Consider the following 14,981-nt stretch of genomic DNA (forward strand, 5'->3'; position numbering starts at 1 on the left):
GGAAAACCGCCCTGCCGATGGAGAAACACGAATGTCACGAATCAATTCACCATCAAATCGGTTGATGCCCAGAGAAATCCGCTGACCTGCTCACCGTGCGTCACACCGATCGACGGGATTCGGTACGAACGTCGGATCACCGGCCGCCGGATCAGGCGTCCGCCGCGAACTCCAACAGGGTCAGTCCGTCGGTGCCGCGATAGGTCCCGACCGGTGCCAGACCCGCCGCCGAGGCCAGCGCCACATGGTCGGCCACACCCCGCTCCCGGCCACCCACCAGCACCAGCATCTGCAGGTCGTACGGGGACCGGTGCGGCACGTACGGGTCGGTCGGCAGCACCTCCACCACCAGCACCCGACCGGTCTTCCCGGCCGCCTCGGCACACCGGCGCAGGATCGCCGTCGCGTGGGTGTCGCTCCAGTCGGTCAACGCCCGGGACACCACGTAGACGTCGGCGCCGGCCGGCAGCTCGGCGAAGAAGTCCCCGACGACGGTGTCGACCCGGTCGGTCAGCCCGTGCGCGGCGAACGTCCGGGCCGCCGTCGCCACCGGCTCGCTCCGGTCGACCAGGGTGCCCCGCAGGTGCGGGTGGGTGCCGAGCAGCTCCCGCAGCAACCCGCCGGCGCCCCCGGCGACGTCGACGACGTGACCCACCTGGTCCCACGGATAGAGCGCCGCCACCTGGGGTGCGGTGAACCGCTGCTGACTGAGCATCAGCGCGTCGAAGTAGGCCCGGTAGGACGGGTGTGCGTCCAGGTCCGCCCAGAAGTCCCGCCCGTGCACCGCCTGGTAGCCCGGCCCGCCGGTGCGGATCGCGTGCGGCAGCCCGGTGTAGGCGAGGTCCATCCGCGCGCCGAGACCGTCGAGGTCCAGGTAGCCGCCGTGCCCGCCGCCGTCACGGTCGCGGAGCAGTTCACCGACGTCGGTCAGCGCGAACTCGCCCGGCGACGGCTCGACGAACACGCCCCGGTGCACCAGGTAGCGCAGCAACCGACCCAGGGCGTCCGGGTCGGCGTCGCACCCGGCGGCCAGCTCGGCGAGGCGGGTGGTGCCGGCCGCGATCCGCTCCGGCACCCGCAGGGTCACCGCCGTGCGCACCGCGAACGGGGTCGCCAGGTCCGTCAGCCGGCCGAGCCGTGCCGCCGCGTCGTCATCGGTCGAGGTCTCGATCGTCACCCGGACAGCCTCCCCGTCACGCCACGCGTCCACGATGGCCGTGGCCGTCGTCCGGCGGCCCCGAATGTTCTCAAGGGCGGTGCGACGGAGTCAACATCGACGGTGGAGAACCCATTCACGCCCGTGGAAGAATGCGCCGACGGGCCCCCACGCCCAAGACCGGAGGAAGCACCGATGACCACTTCCCTCGTGCCGGAGGTACGGCTCGTCGCGGGCGCCCTGGGCGCCGAGGTCCACGGCATCGACCTGAACACCCTGACCGACGAGGGGTTCGCCCACCTGCACCGGCTGCTGCTCGCGCACCAGGTGGTCTTCGTCGCCGGCCAGACCGGGTTGACGCCGCAGGCGCACATCGCCTTCGGCCGGCGCTTCGGCGAGGTCGAGCTGCACCCGTACCTGCCCCGGTTGGAGGGGCACCCGGAGATCGTCCTGATCGACTCCGAGCACGGTGGCAAGGTCGACGTCTGGCACACCGACATGACCTTCCACCAGAGCCCGCCGATCGCCTCCATCCTGCACCTGGTCCAGCTGCCGGAGACCGGCGGCGACACCATGTGGACCAACCAGTGCCGGGTCTACGAGGCCCTCTCCGCGCCGCTGCGCGACCTGCTCGACGGGTTGACCGCCGTCCACGTCATCCGGATCGGCACCGAGTTCACCAGCCGGGCCGAGCACCCGGTGGTCCGGGTGCACCCCGAGACCGGCCGCCGCTCGTTGTACGTCAACCGGCTGTTCACCTCGCACATCCCGCAGTTGAGCCGCAACGAGAGCGACGCGCTGCTGGAGTACCTGTTCGCGTTCTCCGAGGGCCCGCAGTTCACCTGCCGTTACCGCTGGCGGGTCGGCGACGTGGCGATCTGGGACAACCGGGTCACCCAGCACTACGCGATCAACGACTACGACGGCCTGCGGCGCGGGCAGCGGATCACCGTGCTCGGCGACCACCCGACCGGTGACGCGCCCCGGTGGGACCACTACGTCGCCGCGCCCGGCCAGCGCTACTGGCCGGACCGGGTCAACGCGGTGGACAACTACTGACCGCCCGGTCCGGCTCACCGACCGCCGGGTGGGTGTCGGTCCCGGTCACCAGGTGACCGGGAACGACGCGATGCCGCCGTTCATCCGGTCGTGCCGCCACGGGATCTCCTCGATCGGCACCGCGGGTGTCAGCCCCGGCAACCGTCGCAGCAGCTCGCCGATCGACAGCTCCACCTGCATCCGGCCCAGCGCGGTGCCCAGGCAGAAGTGCGGCCCGAAGCCGAAGGTGAGGTGCGGGGTGGTCGACGCCCGGTCGATGTCGAAGACGTTGGGGTCGGGGAAGACGCGCGGGTCACGGTTGCCCGCCCACGGGATCGCCATCACGCAGTCCCCGGCACGCATCGCCACCCCGCCGAGGGTCAGGTCCTCCTGCACCACCTGGACCCGAAACATGCTGCTCACCGACGTGTAGCGCAGGATCTCGTCGGTCGCCGAGGAGAGCTTGTCCGGGTGGGCCCGCAGCTTCGCCAGCTGCTCGGGGTGCTGGAACAGCGCGCGGACCCCGGCGCTGGTGGAGTTGATCTCCAGCCCGCCGAGCAGCACCCCCATCGCCAGCTCCACCAGCTCGGCGTCGACCAGCTCGTGCGCGTCCCGGCCGAGCACCCAGGCCGAGAGCAGGTCGTCGCCGGGGCTCACCCGCTTGTCGGCCAACTGCCCGGCCAGGTAGGCCCGTAGCTCCGCCTGCGCGGTGGCGGCGTCGGCCGAGCCGTACGCGGTGACCGAGTTGAGGCCCTCGATCCACCCGTAGAACCGGGGCCGGTCGGCGACCGGCACCCCCAGCACGTCGCAGACCACGTACACGGGCAGCGGCGCCACCAGCGCGGCCACCAGGTCGGCGGGGCGGGGGCCGGCGAGCAGGTCGTCGATCAGCGCGTCCACCAGCCGGCGCACCCGGGGGCGGAAGGTGTCGATGCGGCGGGCGGTGAACGCCCGGCTGGCCACCCGGCGGACCACCGCGTGCGCCGGACCGTCCATGTTCAGCTCGCGCGGGCCGACCCCGCCGGGGGTCGCGGTCGCACCCGGCGGAAGCCGGGAGAACCGGGGATCGGCCAGGACCGTGCAGCAGTCCTGGTAGCCGAGCACCAGCCAGGCCGGCCGGCCGTCGGGCAGCCGTACCCGGCTGACCGGGTCGGACACCACCATGTCGAGCAACTCGGCCGGCAGGTCACCGGTGAACGGCGCGAACGGATAGTCCCGCAGCTCGGAGACGACGGTCATGACGAGCTACCCACCTGTCGGTCGGCGGTCCACATCGGGCACCGGTAAGACTCGGCCATCGGTGCGGCCGGCGTCAATATCCATTGGTACGCCCGGCGATCTTCCGGGTACCGACATCCATCGCCTAGCATCTGTGCACCAGGACAGCCCGGTGACGCGCGCGGATGGGTCGGACTTGACTGCGGCTTTGCGGATTCTGATGTCGACGTGGGGCTGGCGGTCGCACTTCTACGGCCTCGTCCCCCTCGGTTGGGCCCTCCAGGCGGCCGGCCACGAGGTACGGGTGGCCAGCCATCCCGCGCTGGTGCCGGCGATCACCGCGGCCGGCCTGGCGGCGGTGCCGCTGGGTGCGGATCTCGACTTCGCCGAGGCGTTCGCGGGCCGGATCGGTGCGGTGGGCGCCCTGGACGGGGCCATCCGCGCCGCCGAGCCGGTCGACGCGGTGGAGCCGGCGATCACCGCCGACGGCGGTGTGGTCCGGTTCGCCGACGCCCTCCTCGACGACCTGGTCGCCTTCGGTCGGGCCTGGCAGCCGGACCTGATGGTCTGGGAGCCGTTCAACCTCGCCGCCGCGGTGGCCGCAGCCGCGCTGGACGTGCCCGGCGTGCAGCACCTGTGGGGGCCGGACTCCTCGGTCACCCTCCGGCTCGACCCGGAGGAGGTGCTCGGCCCGCTCGCCGGCCGGTTCGGGCTCGCCGCCACCGATGTGGACCTCACCGGCGTGCTGACGCTCGATCCGGTGCCACCACCGATGCAGGTGCCGGCGACCCGCCCGGGACAACCGATCCGGTACGTGCCGTACAACGGCCCGGCCGTGCTGCCGTCCTGGCTGCACCGTCCGCCGCAGCGGCCCCGGGTCTGCGTCACCGCGGGCACCATGATGGCCGGTGCCGGGCTCAGCGACCGGCTGGACCTCCCCCGGGTCATCCGGGCGGTGGCCGGGCTGGACGTCGAGGTCGTCGTGCTTGTCGAACGGGCCCAGCAGGCCGGGTGGGGCGGGTTGCCGGGCAACGTCCGGCTGGTCGACGGCCCGCTGGCCCTGCGGCTGGTGCTGCCGACCTGTGCCGCGCTGGTGCAGCAGGGCGGCGCGGGGACCACGATGACGGCACTCGGCCTCGGGGTGCCCCAGCTGATCCTGCCGCAGGTCAGCGACCAGCACTTCAACGGCGAGCGGTTGGCGCTCACCGGCGCCGGGACCTGGTTGCCCACCGCGCGGGTCGACGACGACACGCTCCGCGGGCTGGTCGGCCAACTGGTCGGTGACGGCCCCTGGCGCGGGTCCGCGGCGTTGATGCGCGACCGGGTCCGCGCGATGCCCACCCCCGCCGAGGTGGTGCCGGCGCTGGTGTCTCTCGCCGCGTGCCCCCGCAGCTGAACCACCGGCCTGTCGGACCACCCTAGGAGTCGTCGATGACGCAAGAGCCCATTCCGTACCCGCTCGCTCCGGCTCCCACCATCTATCACCCGTCGCCGGACTACACCCGGCTGCGGGAGACCTGCCCGGTGGCGCCCATCGCGCTGCCCGACGGGGCGTCGGCCTATCTGGCCACCCGGCACGCGGACGTCCGCCGGGTCTTCACCGACCACCGGTTCAGCCGGGCCGCCGCGGCCGGGCCCGACCGCCCGACCCGGGAGCTGGGTTCGCTCGCCGAGGACTCGCTGATCGGGATGGACCCACCCCGGCACACCAAGATGCGGCGGGCGGTGTCGCACGCGTTCACCGTCCGCCGGGTGGAGGCGCTGCGCCCGACGGTGGCCGCGCTCGTCGACCGGGGGATCGATGCCATGGTGGCGGCGGGTCCGCCGGCCGACCTGATCCCCCACCTGTCCGCGCCGCTGCCGATCTACGTGATCAGCAAGCTGTTCGGCATCCCGGAGCAGGACCAGGAGCGGGTACGGCAGTGGTCCGACGCGCTCGTCGGTGACTGGGACGCCGACCCGGCGGCCCCGCAGGCCGCCCTGGACGCGTTCGGCGAGATGATCGTCGAGCGTCGTCGCGAGCCCGGCGACGACCTGATGAGCGCCCTGATCAACGCCTGGGACGCCCACGACGACCTCACCGAACGGGAACTCGTCTCGGTCACCGCCGGCATCTTCGTCGGCGGCCACGAGACCACCACCAACCAGCTCAACCTGTTCCTGCTGGTGCTGGCCCGGCACCCCGAGCAGTTGGCCGGGCTGCGCGGCGACGACCCGGTCGCGGTGGCCCGCGCGGTCGAGGAGCTGTCCCGCTTCATCCAGCTCGGGGACAACGGGGTGCTGCTGCCCCGGGTGACCACCGAGGAGGTGGAGCTCGGCGGGGTGTGTCTGCCGGCGGGCACCCCGGTGCTCCCGGCGATCGCCTCGGCCAACCGGGACGCGTCGGTGTTCGCCGGGGCGGACACCCTCGACCTGACCCGGGTCGACAATCCGCACCTGGCGTTCGGCGCCGGCCCGCACCACTGCCTCGGCGCGGCGCTGGCCCGGATGGAGTTGCAGGAGGCGCTGGGCGCGTTGTTGCGCCGGCTGCCCGGCCTGCGCCTGGCCGTGCCCGAGGAGGAGCTGCGCTTCAAGCCCGGCCTGGTGGTACGCAGCCTGGAGGAGCTTCCGGTGACCTGGGACCGGGTCGACCGGTGACCTGCCCCCGAACCGTCAGCCGCTGAACGCCGCCCGGACCGTCCGCCGCTGACCGCACGCGGGCGGTCGGCCGCTGACCGCCACGCGGGCGGGTCACCGGCGGTCGTCGCGCGGGCGGTCAGCCGGCGATCCGGGTCGGGGCCGCCGGGTCGAAGGCCGCCTCGACGGCCACCTCCTCCACCCCGCGCAGCAGCGCCTCCGCCTGGGCCTCGGTGAAACAGCCCAGGTCGAAGATCACCTGGAGGAAGATCGTCTCCGGCTGGTCCTCGACGGTGATGAACGCCTGCTCGGGCAGGTGGTCGAGGGTGCCGTCCCAGACCAGGAACGTCTCGGCCGCCTTCCGCCGGATCTGCTCCGGGGTCACCTCCTCGGCCCGCGCGCCGTCCTCCGCCGCCTGCCGGGTCACCACCCGACGGTCGTTGATCCGGCAGGTGACCCGGGCCGGATAACCGCGCTCGTCGTCGAGTCGGGCGCTGGCCTCGGCGAGCTGCACCGGGTCGTAGTAGGCGTACATCCCGGCGGCGACGGAGGCCCGCCGGGCCCGGACGACCACTTCGTCCACAGTGGTGTCGGTGGCGTCCACGGTGAGCACGCCGTTCTGGCTCAGCGGGGCGATGGCCTCGGCGAAACCCGGCCGGAACCGGTTGCCCACGATGAGCTTCGCGGTCAACGGGCTGGCCCCGGTGGCCCGGCCGACCGCCACGGCGATGACCGCGAGCAGCACCCGGGAGGTGTCCGTCCTGGTCCGTCGGGCGATGGCCTGCACCGCCAGGTAGGCGGCGGGTGAACTGAACCGGCCGTGCCAGAACCGCCGGCCGTGTCGCCCGGCCGGGTTGGTGACCTCGCCGAAGGTCGTCGGCGCGATGGTGCGCAGGTGCGCCTCCCAGTGCCGGACCGCCCGGTCACTCACCCGGCGCAGCGGCGGCGTGCGCTCCCGCCGGCCGAGGTCGAGCAGCTGCACGGTACGCGGATCGGGCGCGCGCCGGGCCGCCAGGTCGACCAGCCCCAGATCGGCCATCAGCAGGGCGGTCGCGGTGCCGTCGACCACCAGGTGGTCGAGGGTCAGCACCCGGTGCACCAGGACACCGCGGTGCCGGATCACCGCCATCCGCACCGACCAGTCCCGGTAGAGGTCGTAGGGGGCGAGCAGCCGGGCGTGGCCCAGCTCGTAGGCGAACTTCGCCACGTCGGCCGGGTCGGCGTCGTCCGGGACGTCCAGCACGTCGAGGGCGACCTCCCCGGCGGCGGACACCACCTGACAGGGTTCGCCGTGCTCGTCGGTGCCCAGCCGCATCCGCAACGCCGGGTGCCGGCTCATCAGGTCGCCGAGCTGCGCCGCCACCTCCGCCACGGTGACCCCGGCCGGAACCGGGTGCGCGCCGCTGACGTTGTGCGTCCACCCGGTCTCCCGCATGTCCTGCATGATCGCCAGTTGACCCCAGGTCAGCGGCGCGGTGCCGGCCCCCGGACCGGCGAACGGGACGAGCACCTGCGCCTCGGCGGTCTGCGGGAACATCGGTCCATCAGAGCAACGGGGATCGGCACGTGTCAACGTCACAAATCGCCGCCCGCCGGTCGGGCCGGCAACGGCGTGACGGTGACGAGAAGGCGGTGACGGCGTGACGGTGACGAGGTCGCGGCGACGAGGTCGGCGGTGACGATGTGGCGGCGACGACGAGAGGGCGGTGACGGCGGACCAGGGCGACCACGGCGCGGCCACCGGACGACGAGAGCGCGACGACGCCTGCGGGCCACGACGGCGTTAGGGTACGGCCCATGCGCGACGCCGTCCGGATCTGGATCGTGTCGACCCGGGTGGGCCCGGACGAGCTGGCCCGGCACCACGCGCTGCTCGACGCGGACGAGCGGGCCCGCGCGGCGGCGCTCACCCAGCCGGCCACCCGGGACCGGTTCACGGTGGCGCACGGCGCACTGCGCCTGCTGGTGGGTCGGGCCCTGGACGTGCCACCCGAGCGGCTGAGCTGGCGTCGGGGCCGGCACGGCAAGCCGACGCTGACCCGTCCCCGGGGCGGGCCGCAGACGAGCCTGTCCTACTCCGACGACCTCGTCGCGGTGGCCGTGGGCGGCGACCGGGCGGTCGGGGTGGACATCCAGCATCCGACGCCGGGGCTGGACCCGGTGGCCCTGGCCGACCGGTTCTTCGCCGCCGAGGAGGCGCGGCAGGTCGCCTCGGGGGCCGACGCCGCCACCCGGGCCGACCGGTTCGCCCGGCTGTGGGCCCGCAAGGAGGCGGTGGTCAAGGCCGCCGGGGGCCGGCTCTGGCCCCACCTGGCGCTGCCGGTGCACCGGGACGACGTGGTGCGGTGCGGCGACCCGGCGGGCGTGCACCGGGTCACCGACGTCGCCACCCCGGGCGGGTACCGGGTCGCGGTGGCGCTCGCCGGCGACGCGCCGTACGACGTCGCGACGGCGCACGGTCTCACCGGGTGAACCGGGGTAAACCGGACCGGTGTCGCGGCACCCCGGCTGAAGATCGTCGCACCCGTTGACACCCGCCGATCACGTTTGCTCTGATGACTCCATGGTGGAACGCAGGGTCCAGTGACAGAGCCCGACACGGCCATTGCGCCGCAGCTGCGCGCGCAGGTCGTCGACAGCATGACCACGCTGCTGACCCGGATGCTCAGGCCACCGGTGCCGGTCACCGAACGGACCCAGCTGATGGACGAGCTGGGCCTCAGCTCCTCCCTCGCGTTGGAGCTGCTGCTCGAGATCGAGGACGAGCTGGAGATCCAGATCGACGTGGAGGATCTGGACGAGGACCAGATGACCACGGTCAGCGATCTGGCCGACTACATCACCGCGCACTGCACCCCCCGCTGACGGCCGCGACGGGGGCCTGGCCGGCGTTTTCGAAGGAGTCCCATGCCGACCATGGACCAGCCCCGGCTGAGCGTGGTGATCCCCGCCCACAACAACGGTGCGGCGCTCGACACGACGCTGGCGTCACTGACCCGGCAGACCCTGCCGCCGGCCGAGTTCGAGGTCATCGTCGGCGACGACGGCTCGGCCGTGCCGCTCACCACCGTCGCGCAGCGCTTTGCCGACCGGCTGCGGATCGACTGCGTACGCAGCGAAGCCAACCGGGGGCGCAGCGCCAACCGCAACGCGGCGGCGGCCCGTGCCCGGGCCGACACCCTGCTGTTCCTGGACGCCGACACGGTGGCGCACCCCACCCTGCTGGCCCGGCACCGGGCCCACCACGACGCACTCGACGGCCGGCCCGGGGTCCTGCTGGGTCAGCGGTACGACCTCGACTGGGCCGGTGCGGACGCGCTGCGCCGGGGCGAGCCGATCGGGGCGGAGATGCTGGACGCCGAGCGTGGCGACCCCCGGCTGGAGGACATCTCCCATCCGCAACGGATCCGGGACTTCCCCAGCGCGCCCTGGGTGCTCGGGTTGACCCACAACGCGTCGGTGGACCGGAAGTCGTTCCTGCGGGTGGGTGGTTTCGACGAGACGATGGTCAAGTGGGGGTTCGAGGATCTGGAGTTCTTCTACCGGATCTTCCACCTGCACGGGGCCCGGCCCGACCTGTTCGAGCTGGACGTCGAGGCGCTGTCCTACCATCTGCCGCACTTCCGCAAGACGTCCAACGGGCTCGCCTCGATGGACAACATGAAATACCTGCTCCGCAAGCACCTGCGCTACGACGTCGAGGTGCTGTACTCGATCAACACGTTCGGGCGGCACCTGGGCCGGATCCGGCTCTACGGCCAGGCCATCGACGCGTACCGGCGGGAGGGGTTGGGGCGGCCGGCGGCGCTGCCCGCCGCGCTGCGCGCGGAGCTGGCCACCCGCGCGGCGCTGGTCGTCGGCAACGGGGTGTCCACGATGGACCTTGGCCCCGACTCGCAGACCTTCGACCACGACGCGCCGCCCGGCCCGACCAACTCGCATCTGCTCGGCACCGTGCTCCAGCAGTTCAAGGCCGGTGCACTGGATCTGATCGTCAACATCGACCTGTGGCGGTGCTTCCTCCCCGAGGACCTGCCGGCCTTCCTGACCCGGGGGCTACTCAAGGCCGACCGGATCGAGCTGGTCGCCACCCACGCCGCGCCGGACCAGCGGGCGATGCTGCCGGTGCCCCTCGTGGCCGACCTCGACTACCTGACCGACATGCTGCACCAGCACTTCGACGTCACGGTCGGCGTGCACGACACCGCGACGGTGCTCACGATCCGCTGAACCGCCCGGTGCGGGACCGCCCGGCAGGGCCAGCAGGTCGGGCGGCCCCGGGCGGTCATCCTGCGGCGGGGCCGAACACCAGGCTCACGTTGTGGCCACCGAACCCGAACGAGTTGGACATGACGGTGCGCACCGGGACGGTCCGTGGTTGCTTACGGATGTGGTCGACCTCGTCGGCCGGGTCCGGGTCGTCGAGGTTGTGGGTCGGCGGCAGCAGACCGCGTCGCAGCGCCTCGATGCCGATGGCCGCCTCGATCACCCCGGAGACGCCGAGCAGGTGCCCGGTGACCCCCTTGGTGGAACTCACCGGCGGGGTGGCCGTGCCGTAGACGTCGCGCAGGGCGGCGATCTCGGCCGCGTCACCGGCCTTGGTGCTGGTGCCGTGGGCGTTGAGGTAGCCGATGTCGTCGGCGTGCAGACCGGCGTCGCGCAGCGCGGCCCGCATGCAGTGCGCGGCACCGGACCCGTCGGGGCGCGGGGTGGTGGGATGGTAGGCGTCGTTGTTCGCCCCCCACCCGAGCAGGTCGGCGTGCCGTCGGGCAGCGCGCGCCGCCGCGTGCGCGGTGCGCTCCAGGACGAACACCCCGGCCCCCTCGCCGAGGACGAGACCGTTGCGCCGCCGGTCGAACGGGCGGCTCGCGGCCGTCGGGTCGGACCAGCCGTGGGCGAGCGCGCGGGCGTTGCCGAACGCGTCGGCGAAGGCCGGGAAGAGCGGCGCCTCGCTGGACCCGCAGACCACCATGTCGGCCTCGTCGGCGCGCAGGACCCGCAGCGCCTCACCGAGGGACTGGGCACCGGACGCGCAGGCCGTGCCGATCGACGAGGTGTAGCCCCGGATGCCGAACCGGATGGCGATCCGCGCCGCGCCCATGTTCGGCAGCGTCCCGGGCAGCAGGTACGGGCTGACCCCGAACCGGCCCCGCTCGGCCCGCGCGAGCACCTGGCTCGCCAGGGTCGACAGGCCGCCGACGCCGGAGACGATGACGGCGACGCGGTACGGGTCGACGTCCCGGCCCACCTCGACCCCGGCGTCGGCCAACGCGCCCTCGGCCGCCCGCAGGGCCATCACGATCGAGCGGTCCACCACCCGGGACTCGGGGCCGGGCAGCACACTGGCCGGGTCGATGTCCGGGCTGAACGCCGCGACGTCGACGACCCCGTCGACCGGGTGCCCCTCGGGTGGCCTGCGCAGGCCGGAGCGGCCCTCGCAGACCGCGTCGAACACCTCGGCGGCGGAGCTGCCGACCGGGCTGACCAACCCGATCCCGGTCACCGTCACGCCCTCACGCACGCGCGTCCCTCCCGCCCGGCCCCGGCGACGCTCCGGCCGCACCGACGACAACTCCGGGCCCGACAGCACCGGCCCGGCCAGCCGACCGGTCGACGAGCCGCCTGACGGGTGGCGCGGCGGGCACGGTCAGTGCGCCGAGGCGGGCTGGATACGCCGGGACACCGCGCGGCAGAACTCACCGACGGTCATCATCGCCAACGCCTCGGCCTCGTCGTCGTCGAACGCCACCCCGAACCGGTCCTCCACCCGGACCGCCAGCTCGGCGAGGCCGAGCGAGTCCACGTCGAGGCCGGCCGGACCGAACACGGTGTCGTCGTCGGCGCCCTCGATGTCGTACTTCATCTCGGTCAGCGCGGCGAAGAGGAACTCGCGGATCTCGTCGGTCATGGCCGTTGTTTCCTTTCCGGAGGTCGGCGTCGGCGGGCCCGGCAGCCGGTGGGGACGCGGGAAGCGTGACAGGTGGCCGGGGACGCGGCCGGGAACCAGGTACGACGTCTGCGTGACCGTCGCCGTTCTGGTCACCGGAGCAGCCGCTCCGTTTGGATCGACCTTACTCAATCAAGTCGGTTTCGCAAGGTCCACCCGGACCGTGCCGGCGGACCGATCGGTGTCCGGATCGGCGAGCCGCACCGGGAGCCGGTCGTGGCCCCGCAGCATGAAATGACGCCGCTCGCCGGGCTCCGCCGCGAGCGCCAGCGCCGGGAACCGGTCCAGCAGCCGGGGCAGCACGAGCCGCCCCTCCGCCCGGCCGAGCGCTGCGCCGACGCAGTAGTGCGGCCCGGCGCTGAACGCCAGGTGCCGGTTGTCCGGGCGGGAGGGGTCGAAGGAGTCCGGATCGGTGAACCGCCGGGGGTCGCGGTTGGCCGCGCCGGTCAGCACCAGCACCGACCGTCCACGAGGGATGGACAGTCCGGCGATCTCGGTGTCCTGCGCGGCGTACCGCACCGCGAAGTGCACCGGCGGCTCGTACCGCAGGATCTCCTCGACGTAGGCCGGGGCGAGGCGAGGGTCGGCGCGCAGCGCGGCCAACGCGTCGGGGCGGGCCAGGAGCAGGGTCAGCCCGTTGCCGAACAGGTTCGCGGTGGTCCGGAACCCCGCGTTGTACATGACGATCAGGTTGGCCAGCAGCTCGGTCTCCGACAACTGGTCGGGGCGCTCGTCCCGGATGCCCGCGAGGGCCGAGACGAGGTCGTCGCGGGGCTCCGCCCGGCGTACGGCCAGCAGGTCGGTGAAGTAGGCGGTCAGCTCCTCGGCGGCGACGTTGGCGGCCCGGATCTCCCGGAACGAGCGCGGCCCGATCTCCAGCACCGCGTCGAACGCCCGCACCCGGGACGGGAACCACCCCCGGTCCCGCTCGGGCACCCCCAGCAGCTCGCCGACGACGTCGCTGGGCAGCGGCAACGCGAACTCGGCCATGAAGTCCACCGGTCGACCGTCCGCGCCCGCGTCGGCGAGCCCGTCGAGGAGCCGGTCGGCGATGCGCAGGATCGCCGGCTCCAGCGCGGTGACCCGGCGGGCGGTCAGCGCCTGGCCGAACAACTGGCGGACCCGGGCGTGGTCGTCGGGCGGGGCGTTGAACATGCTGGCCTGTAGGGTCCGGATCACCGCGTGGTCGCGCCAGCGTAGGCCGGCCCGGTCCAGGTGGTCCGCGTCAAGCACCCGGAACACCGGATCACGCAGGACCCGGTGGGCGGCGTCGTACCCGTGCACCACCGCGGCGTACGGGGCCGTCGGGGCGAGCGCGACCGCCTCCCCCAGCTCGTGCAGCCGGGCGTAGTACGGGTACGGATCGCGGCGCACCTCGTCGCCGAGCAGGTCGTCGAGGGATACGGAGAAACCCATGGCGCTCCTCGGACGACGTGCAAGGGCGGAGGATGCGGTGACCATAGACGCATCGACGGTGACGTGTCCACGACCGGGCCGGCCGACGGCACCGGGCCAGTTGTCGTCGCCGTGACGAATCGGCCGGTCAGCCGTCCCGCCGGGTGGCACGGCGGAATCCGGTGTGACAGTTGTGGTGGAGGCGGACAGGTAGGGGGTGTGACGGCGATCGAGAGGCAGACATGAGCAGTGGTGACGACGGTGCCCGGGAGCGGCGGTTCCGTGGCGTGCACGCCGCGACGTACCCGGACCTGCTGCGGTTCGTACAGCGGCGGGTCCCGCCCAGCGAGGCCGAGGACATCGTGTCGACGGTCTTCCTCACCGCCTGGCGTCGACTCGACGACGTGCCCGAGGACGCCCGGCCCTGGTTGTTCGCGGTGGCCCGCCGGACGATGGCGAACCAGACGCGCAGCTGGCTGCGTCGGCAGGCGCTGGACGTACGGCTGGTGGCCCAGGACGAGCCCGCGTACGGCGACGGCACGGTCGACGCCGCTGCCCGGATCGACCTCGATCGGGCCTGGCGGAGTCTGCGGCCCGACGACCGGGAGGTGCTGGCGCTGGTGGCGTTCGACGGGCTGACCGCCGGGCAGGCTGCCACCGTGCTGGGGTGTCGCCGCTCGACGTTCGTCATGCGGCTGAGTCGGGCCCGGGAACGTCTCCGCGCCGCGCTCGAACCCGCCGCCGTTCGCCCGCATGCCCTCGCCGTACTCAAGGAGCAGCAGTCATGAAGGATCTGGAACAGCTCGCCGCGCTCGACCCGGCCGGTGGACACGAGCCGACTCCGGCCGAGTGGGCCCGGGCGAACGCGCTCGTCGATCGGATCGTCGAGGGCGGGGCGACCGCCCACGCCGCGCCGGCCCGCCGGCCGGCGACCCGGCGCTGGGCGGTCGGCCTGGTCGCCGCCGGGGCGGCTGCGGTGGTCGGGGCGGTCACGGTCCCGTCGCTGCTGCCGGGGTCCATGGACCGGGCCCTCGCCTCCTGGACCCCGGTGCCCGGTTCGCTCACCGGCGAGCAGGTCATGCCGCAGGCCCGTCGGTGCGCCGAGAGCGGGGTGGGCAGCGACCCGGCGGCGCCGGTCAGCCCGTCCGACGTGCTCCTGGCCGAACAGCGGGGGGCGGCCACCCTGCTGATCCAGCAGCGTGGCGCGGGCGTGATCGAGTGCATGAGCGTGGACGGGGGTCGGCCCGCCGCGCTGGCGTTGGCGGACGGTCCCCTGCCGCCGCCCGCCGCCGGCACCGTCAACGTGGAGACGCGCAGCTCGGTCGGTGACGGTGATGACCAGTACTCGAACGTCGTGGGCCTGGTCGGCCCGTCGGTCACCGGCGTCGACCTGGTCCTCGCCGACGGCAGGACCGTCCAGACCAGCACCAGGGGTGGCTGGTGGGCCGCGTGGTGGCCGGGCCCGGAGGGTGGGGAGATCGGCAGCATCACGGTGCTGGTGCACCACACCGCCGGCACGTCCACCCACCGGATCGAGGACCTGTGACCGGCCGGCCCCGGCCGGTCAGGAATCGAGAAGCCACCGCCGTCACCTGGTCATAGCCTCTATCC

Annotated in this window: 14 protein-coding genes; 8 read left to right on the forward strand and 6 right to left on the reverse strand. The window is 73.3% G+C overall.

Annotation, left to right across the window (positions count from 1 at the left end; all coding sequences use genetic code 11):
• Positions 1-151: 151 nt before the first annotated feature.
• Positions 152-1,177 carry a methyltransferase gene (locus GA0070216_RS26635; protein WP_091251972.1) on the reverse strand — a complete coding sequence of 342 codons (1,026 nt, stop codon included), beginning with the start codon at positions 1,175-1,177 and terminating at the stop codon, positions 152-154.
• Between the two features lie 174 nt (positions 1,178-1,351).
• On the opposite strand from GA0070216_RS26635, the gene GA0070216_RS26640 reads away from it, so the two are divergent.
• Positions 1,352-2,215 (forward strand): TauD/TfdA dioxygenase family protein, encoded by an 864-nt coding sequence (locus GA0070216_RS26640; protein ID WP_091251766.1) that lies wholly within the window; start codon positions 1,352-1,354, stop codon positions 2,213-2,215.
• 45 nt (positions 2,216-2,260) lie between these two features.
• On the opposite strand, the gene GA0070216_RS26645 is transcribed toward GA0070216_RS26640, so the two are convergent.
• A complete protein-coding gene (locus tag GA0070216_RS26645; protein ID WP_091251768.1) occupies positions 2,261-3,433 on the reverse strand; it encodes a cytochrome P450 in 1,173 nt (390 codons plus the stop codon).
• Between the two features lie 199 nt (positions 3,434-3,632).
• Here GA0070216_RS26645 and GA0070216_RS26650 point away from each other — a divergent pair, with 199 nt between their 5' ends.
• Complete coding sequence (locus tag GA0070216_RS26650; RefSeq protein WP_091251770.1) at positions 3,633-4,808, forward strand: nucleotide disphospho-sugar-binding domain-containing protein; 1,176 nt, start codon at positions 3,633-3,635, stop codon at positions 4,806-4,808.
• Between the two features lie 35 nt (positions 4,809-4,843).
• The gene (locus GA0070216_RS26655) at positions 4,844-6,049 is read left to right on the forward strand and encodes a cytochrome P450 (protein WP_091251773.1); all 1,206 of its coding nucleotides are present in this window, start codon (positions 4,844-4,846) and stop codon (positions 6,047-6,049) included.
• Between the two features lie 118 nt (positions 6,050-6,167).
• Here the strand turns inward: GA0070216_RS26655 and GA0070216_RS26660 are convergent, their stop codons facing one another.
• The gene (locus tag GA0070216_RS26660) at positions 6,168-7,565 is read right to left on the reverse strand and encodes a condensation domain-containing protein (RefSeq protein WP_091251776.1); all 1,398 of its coding nucleotides are present in this window, start codon (positions 7,563-7,565) and stop codon (positions 6,168-6,170) included.
• Between the two features lie 260 nt (positions 7,566-7,825).
• On the opposite strand from GA0070216_RS26660, the gene GA0070216_RS26665 reads away from it, so the two are divergent.
• The 3 genes from GA0070216_RS26665 (at position 7,826) to GA0070216_RS26675 (ending at position 10,258) form a co-directional block, all read left to right on the forward strand.
• On the forward strand, positions 7,826-8,500 hold the full coding sequence (locus GA0070216_RS26665; RefSeq protein ID WP_091251777.1) for a 4'-phosphopantetheinyl transferase family protein: 675 nt from the start codon (positions 7,826-7,828) through the stop codon (positions 8,498-8,500).
• 111 nt (positions 8,501-8,611) lie between these two features.
• Positions 8,612-8,893, forward strand: a complete 282-nt coding sequence (locus GA0070216_RS26670) for a phosphopantetheine-binding protein (protein WP_245722749.1) — start codon at positions 8,612-8,614, stop codon at positions 8,891-8,893.
• Between the two features lie 42 nt (positions 8,894-8,935).
• Positions 8,936-10,258, forward strand: coding sequence for a glycosyltransferase family 2 protein (locus GA0070216_RS26675; RefSeq protein ID WP_245722750.1), 1,323 nt, complete (start codon positions 8,936-8,938; stop codon positions 10,256-10,258).
• 55 nt (positions 10,259-10,313) lie between these two features.
• On the opposite strand, the gene GA0070216_RS26680 is transcribed toward GA0070216_RS26675, so the two are convergent.
• From GA0070216_RS26680 to GA0070216_RS26690, 3 genes are all read right to left on the reverse strand, one after another.
• Entirely contained in the window at positions 10,314-11,549 is a 1,236-nt protein-coding gene (locus GA0070216_RS26680) for a beta-ketoacyl-[acyl-carrier-protein] synthase family protein (RefSeq protein ID WP_091251779.1), read from the reverse strand.
• A 126-nt stretch (positions 11,550-11,675) separates the two neighbouring features.
• Positions 11,676-11,936, reverse strand: coding sequence for an acyl carrier protein (locus GA0070216_RS26685; protein ID WP_091251781.1), 261 nt, complete (start codon positions 11,934-11,936; stop codon positions 11,676-11,678).
• A gap of 171 nt (positions 11,937-12,107) precedes the next feature.
• Complete coding sequence (locus tag GA0070216_RS26690; protein ID WP_091251783.1) at positions 12,108-13,391, reverse strand: cytochrome P450; 1,284 nt, start codon at positions 13,389-13,391, stop codon at positions 12,108-12,110.
• 221 nt (positions 13,392-13,612) lie between these two features.
• Here GA0070216_RS26690 and GA0070216_RS26695 point away from each other — a divergent pair, with 221 nt between their 5' ends.
• A complete protein-coding gene (locus GA0070216_RS26695) occupies positions 13,613-14,158 on the forward strand; it encodes an RNA polymerase sigma factor (RefSeq protein WP_091251786.1) in 546 nt (181 codons plus the stop codon).
• Complete coding sequence (locus GA0070216_RS26700; protein ID WP_091251788.1) at positions 14,155-14,916, forward strand: hypothetical protein; 762 nt, start codon at positions 14,155-14,157, stop codon at positions 14,914-14,916. Before GA0070216_RS26695 ends, GA0070216_RS26700 begins: the two co-directional genes overlap by 4 nt.
• Positions 14,917-14,981 lie beyond the last annotated feature (65 nt).

Source organism: Micromonospora matsumotoense, assembly GCF_900091525.1.
Taxonomy (GTDB): Bacteria; Actinomycetota; Actinomycetes; order Mycobacteriales; family Micromonosporaceae; genus Micromonospora; species Micromonospora matsumotoensis.

What these genes read in the sequence shown, in the direction of transcription:
- GA0070216_RS26640 (WP_091251766.1), top strand. Translation starts at nt 1,352, where the DNA reads ATGACCACTTCCCTCGTGCCGGAGGTACGGCTCGTCGCGGGCGCCCTG.
- GA0070216_RS26645 (WP_091251768.1), bottom strand. Translation starts at nt 3,433, where the DNA reads ATGACCGTCGTCTCCGAGCTGCGGGACTATCCGTTCGCGCCGTTCACC.
- GA0070216_RS26650 (WP_091251770.1), top strand. Translation starts at nt 3,633, where the DNA reads ATGTCGACGTGGGGCTGGCGGTCGCACTTCTACGGCCTCGTCCCCCTC.
- GA0070216_RS26655 (WP_091251773.1), top strand. Translation starts at nt 4,844, where the DNA reads ATGACGCAAGAGCCCATTCCGTACCCGCTCGCTCCGGCTCCCACCATC.
- GA0070216_RS26660 (WP_091251776.1), bottom strand. Translation starts at nt 7,565, where the DNA reads ATGTTCCCGCAGACCGCCGAGGCGCAGGTGCTCGTCCCGTTCGCCGGT.
- GA0070216_RS26665 (WP_091251777.1), top strand. Translation starts at nt 7,826, where the DNA reads ATGCGCGACGCCGTCCGGATCTGGATCGTGTCGACCCGGGTGGGCCCG.
- GA0070216_RS26675 (WP_245722750.1), top strand. Translation starts at nt 8,936, where the DNA reads ATGCCGACCATGGACCAGCCCCGGCTGAGCGTGGTGATCCCCGCCCAC.
- GA0070216_RS26685 (WP_091251781.1), bottom strand. Translation starts at nt 11,936, where the DNA reads ATGACCGACGAGATCCGCGAGTTCCTCTTCGCCGCGCTGACCGAGATG.
- GA0070216_RS26690 (WP_091251783.1), bottom strand. Translation starts at nt 13,391, where the DNA reads ATGGGTTTCTCCGTATCCCTCGACGACCTGCTCGGCGACGAGGTGCGC.
- GA0070216_RS26695 (WP_091251786.1), top strand. Translation starts at nt 13,613, where the DNA reads ATGAGCAGTGGTGACGACGGTGCCCGGGAGCGGCGGTTCCGTGGCGTG.
- GA0070216_RS26700 (WP_091251788.1), top strand. Translation starts at nt 14,155, where the DNA reads ATGAAGGATCTGGAACAGCTCGCCGCGCTCGACCCGGCCGGTGGACAC.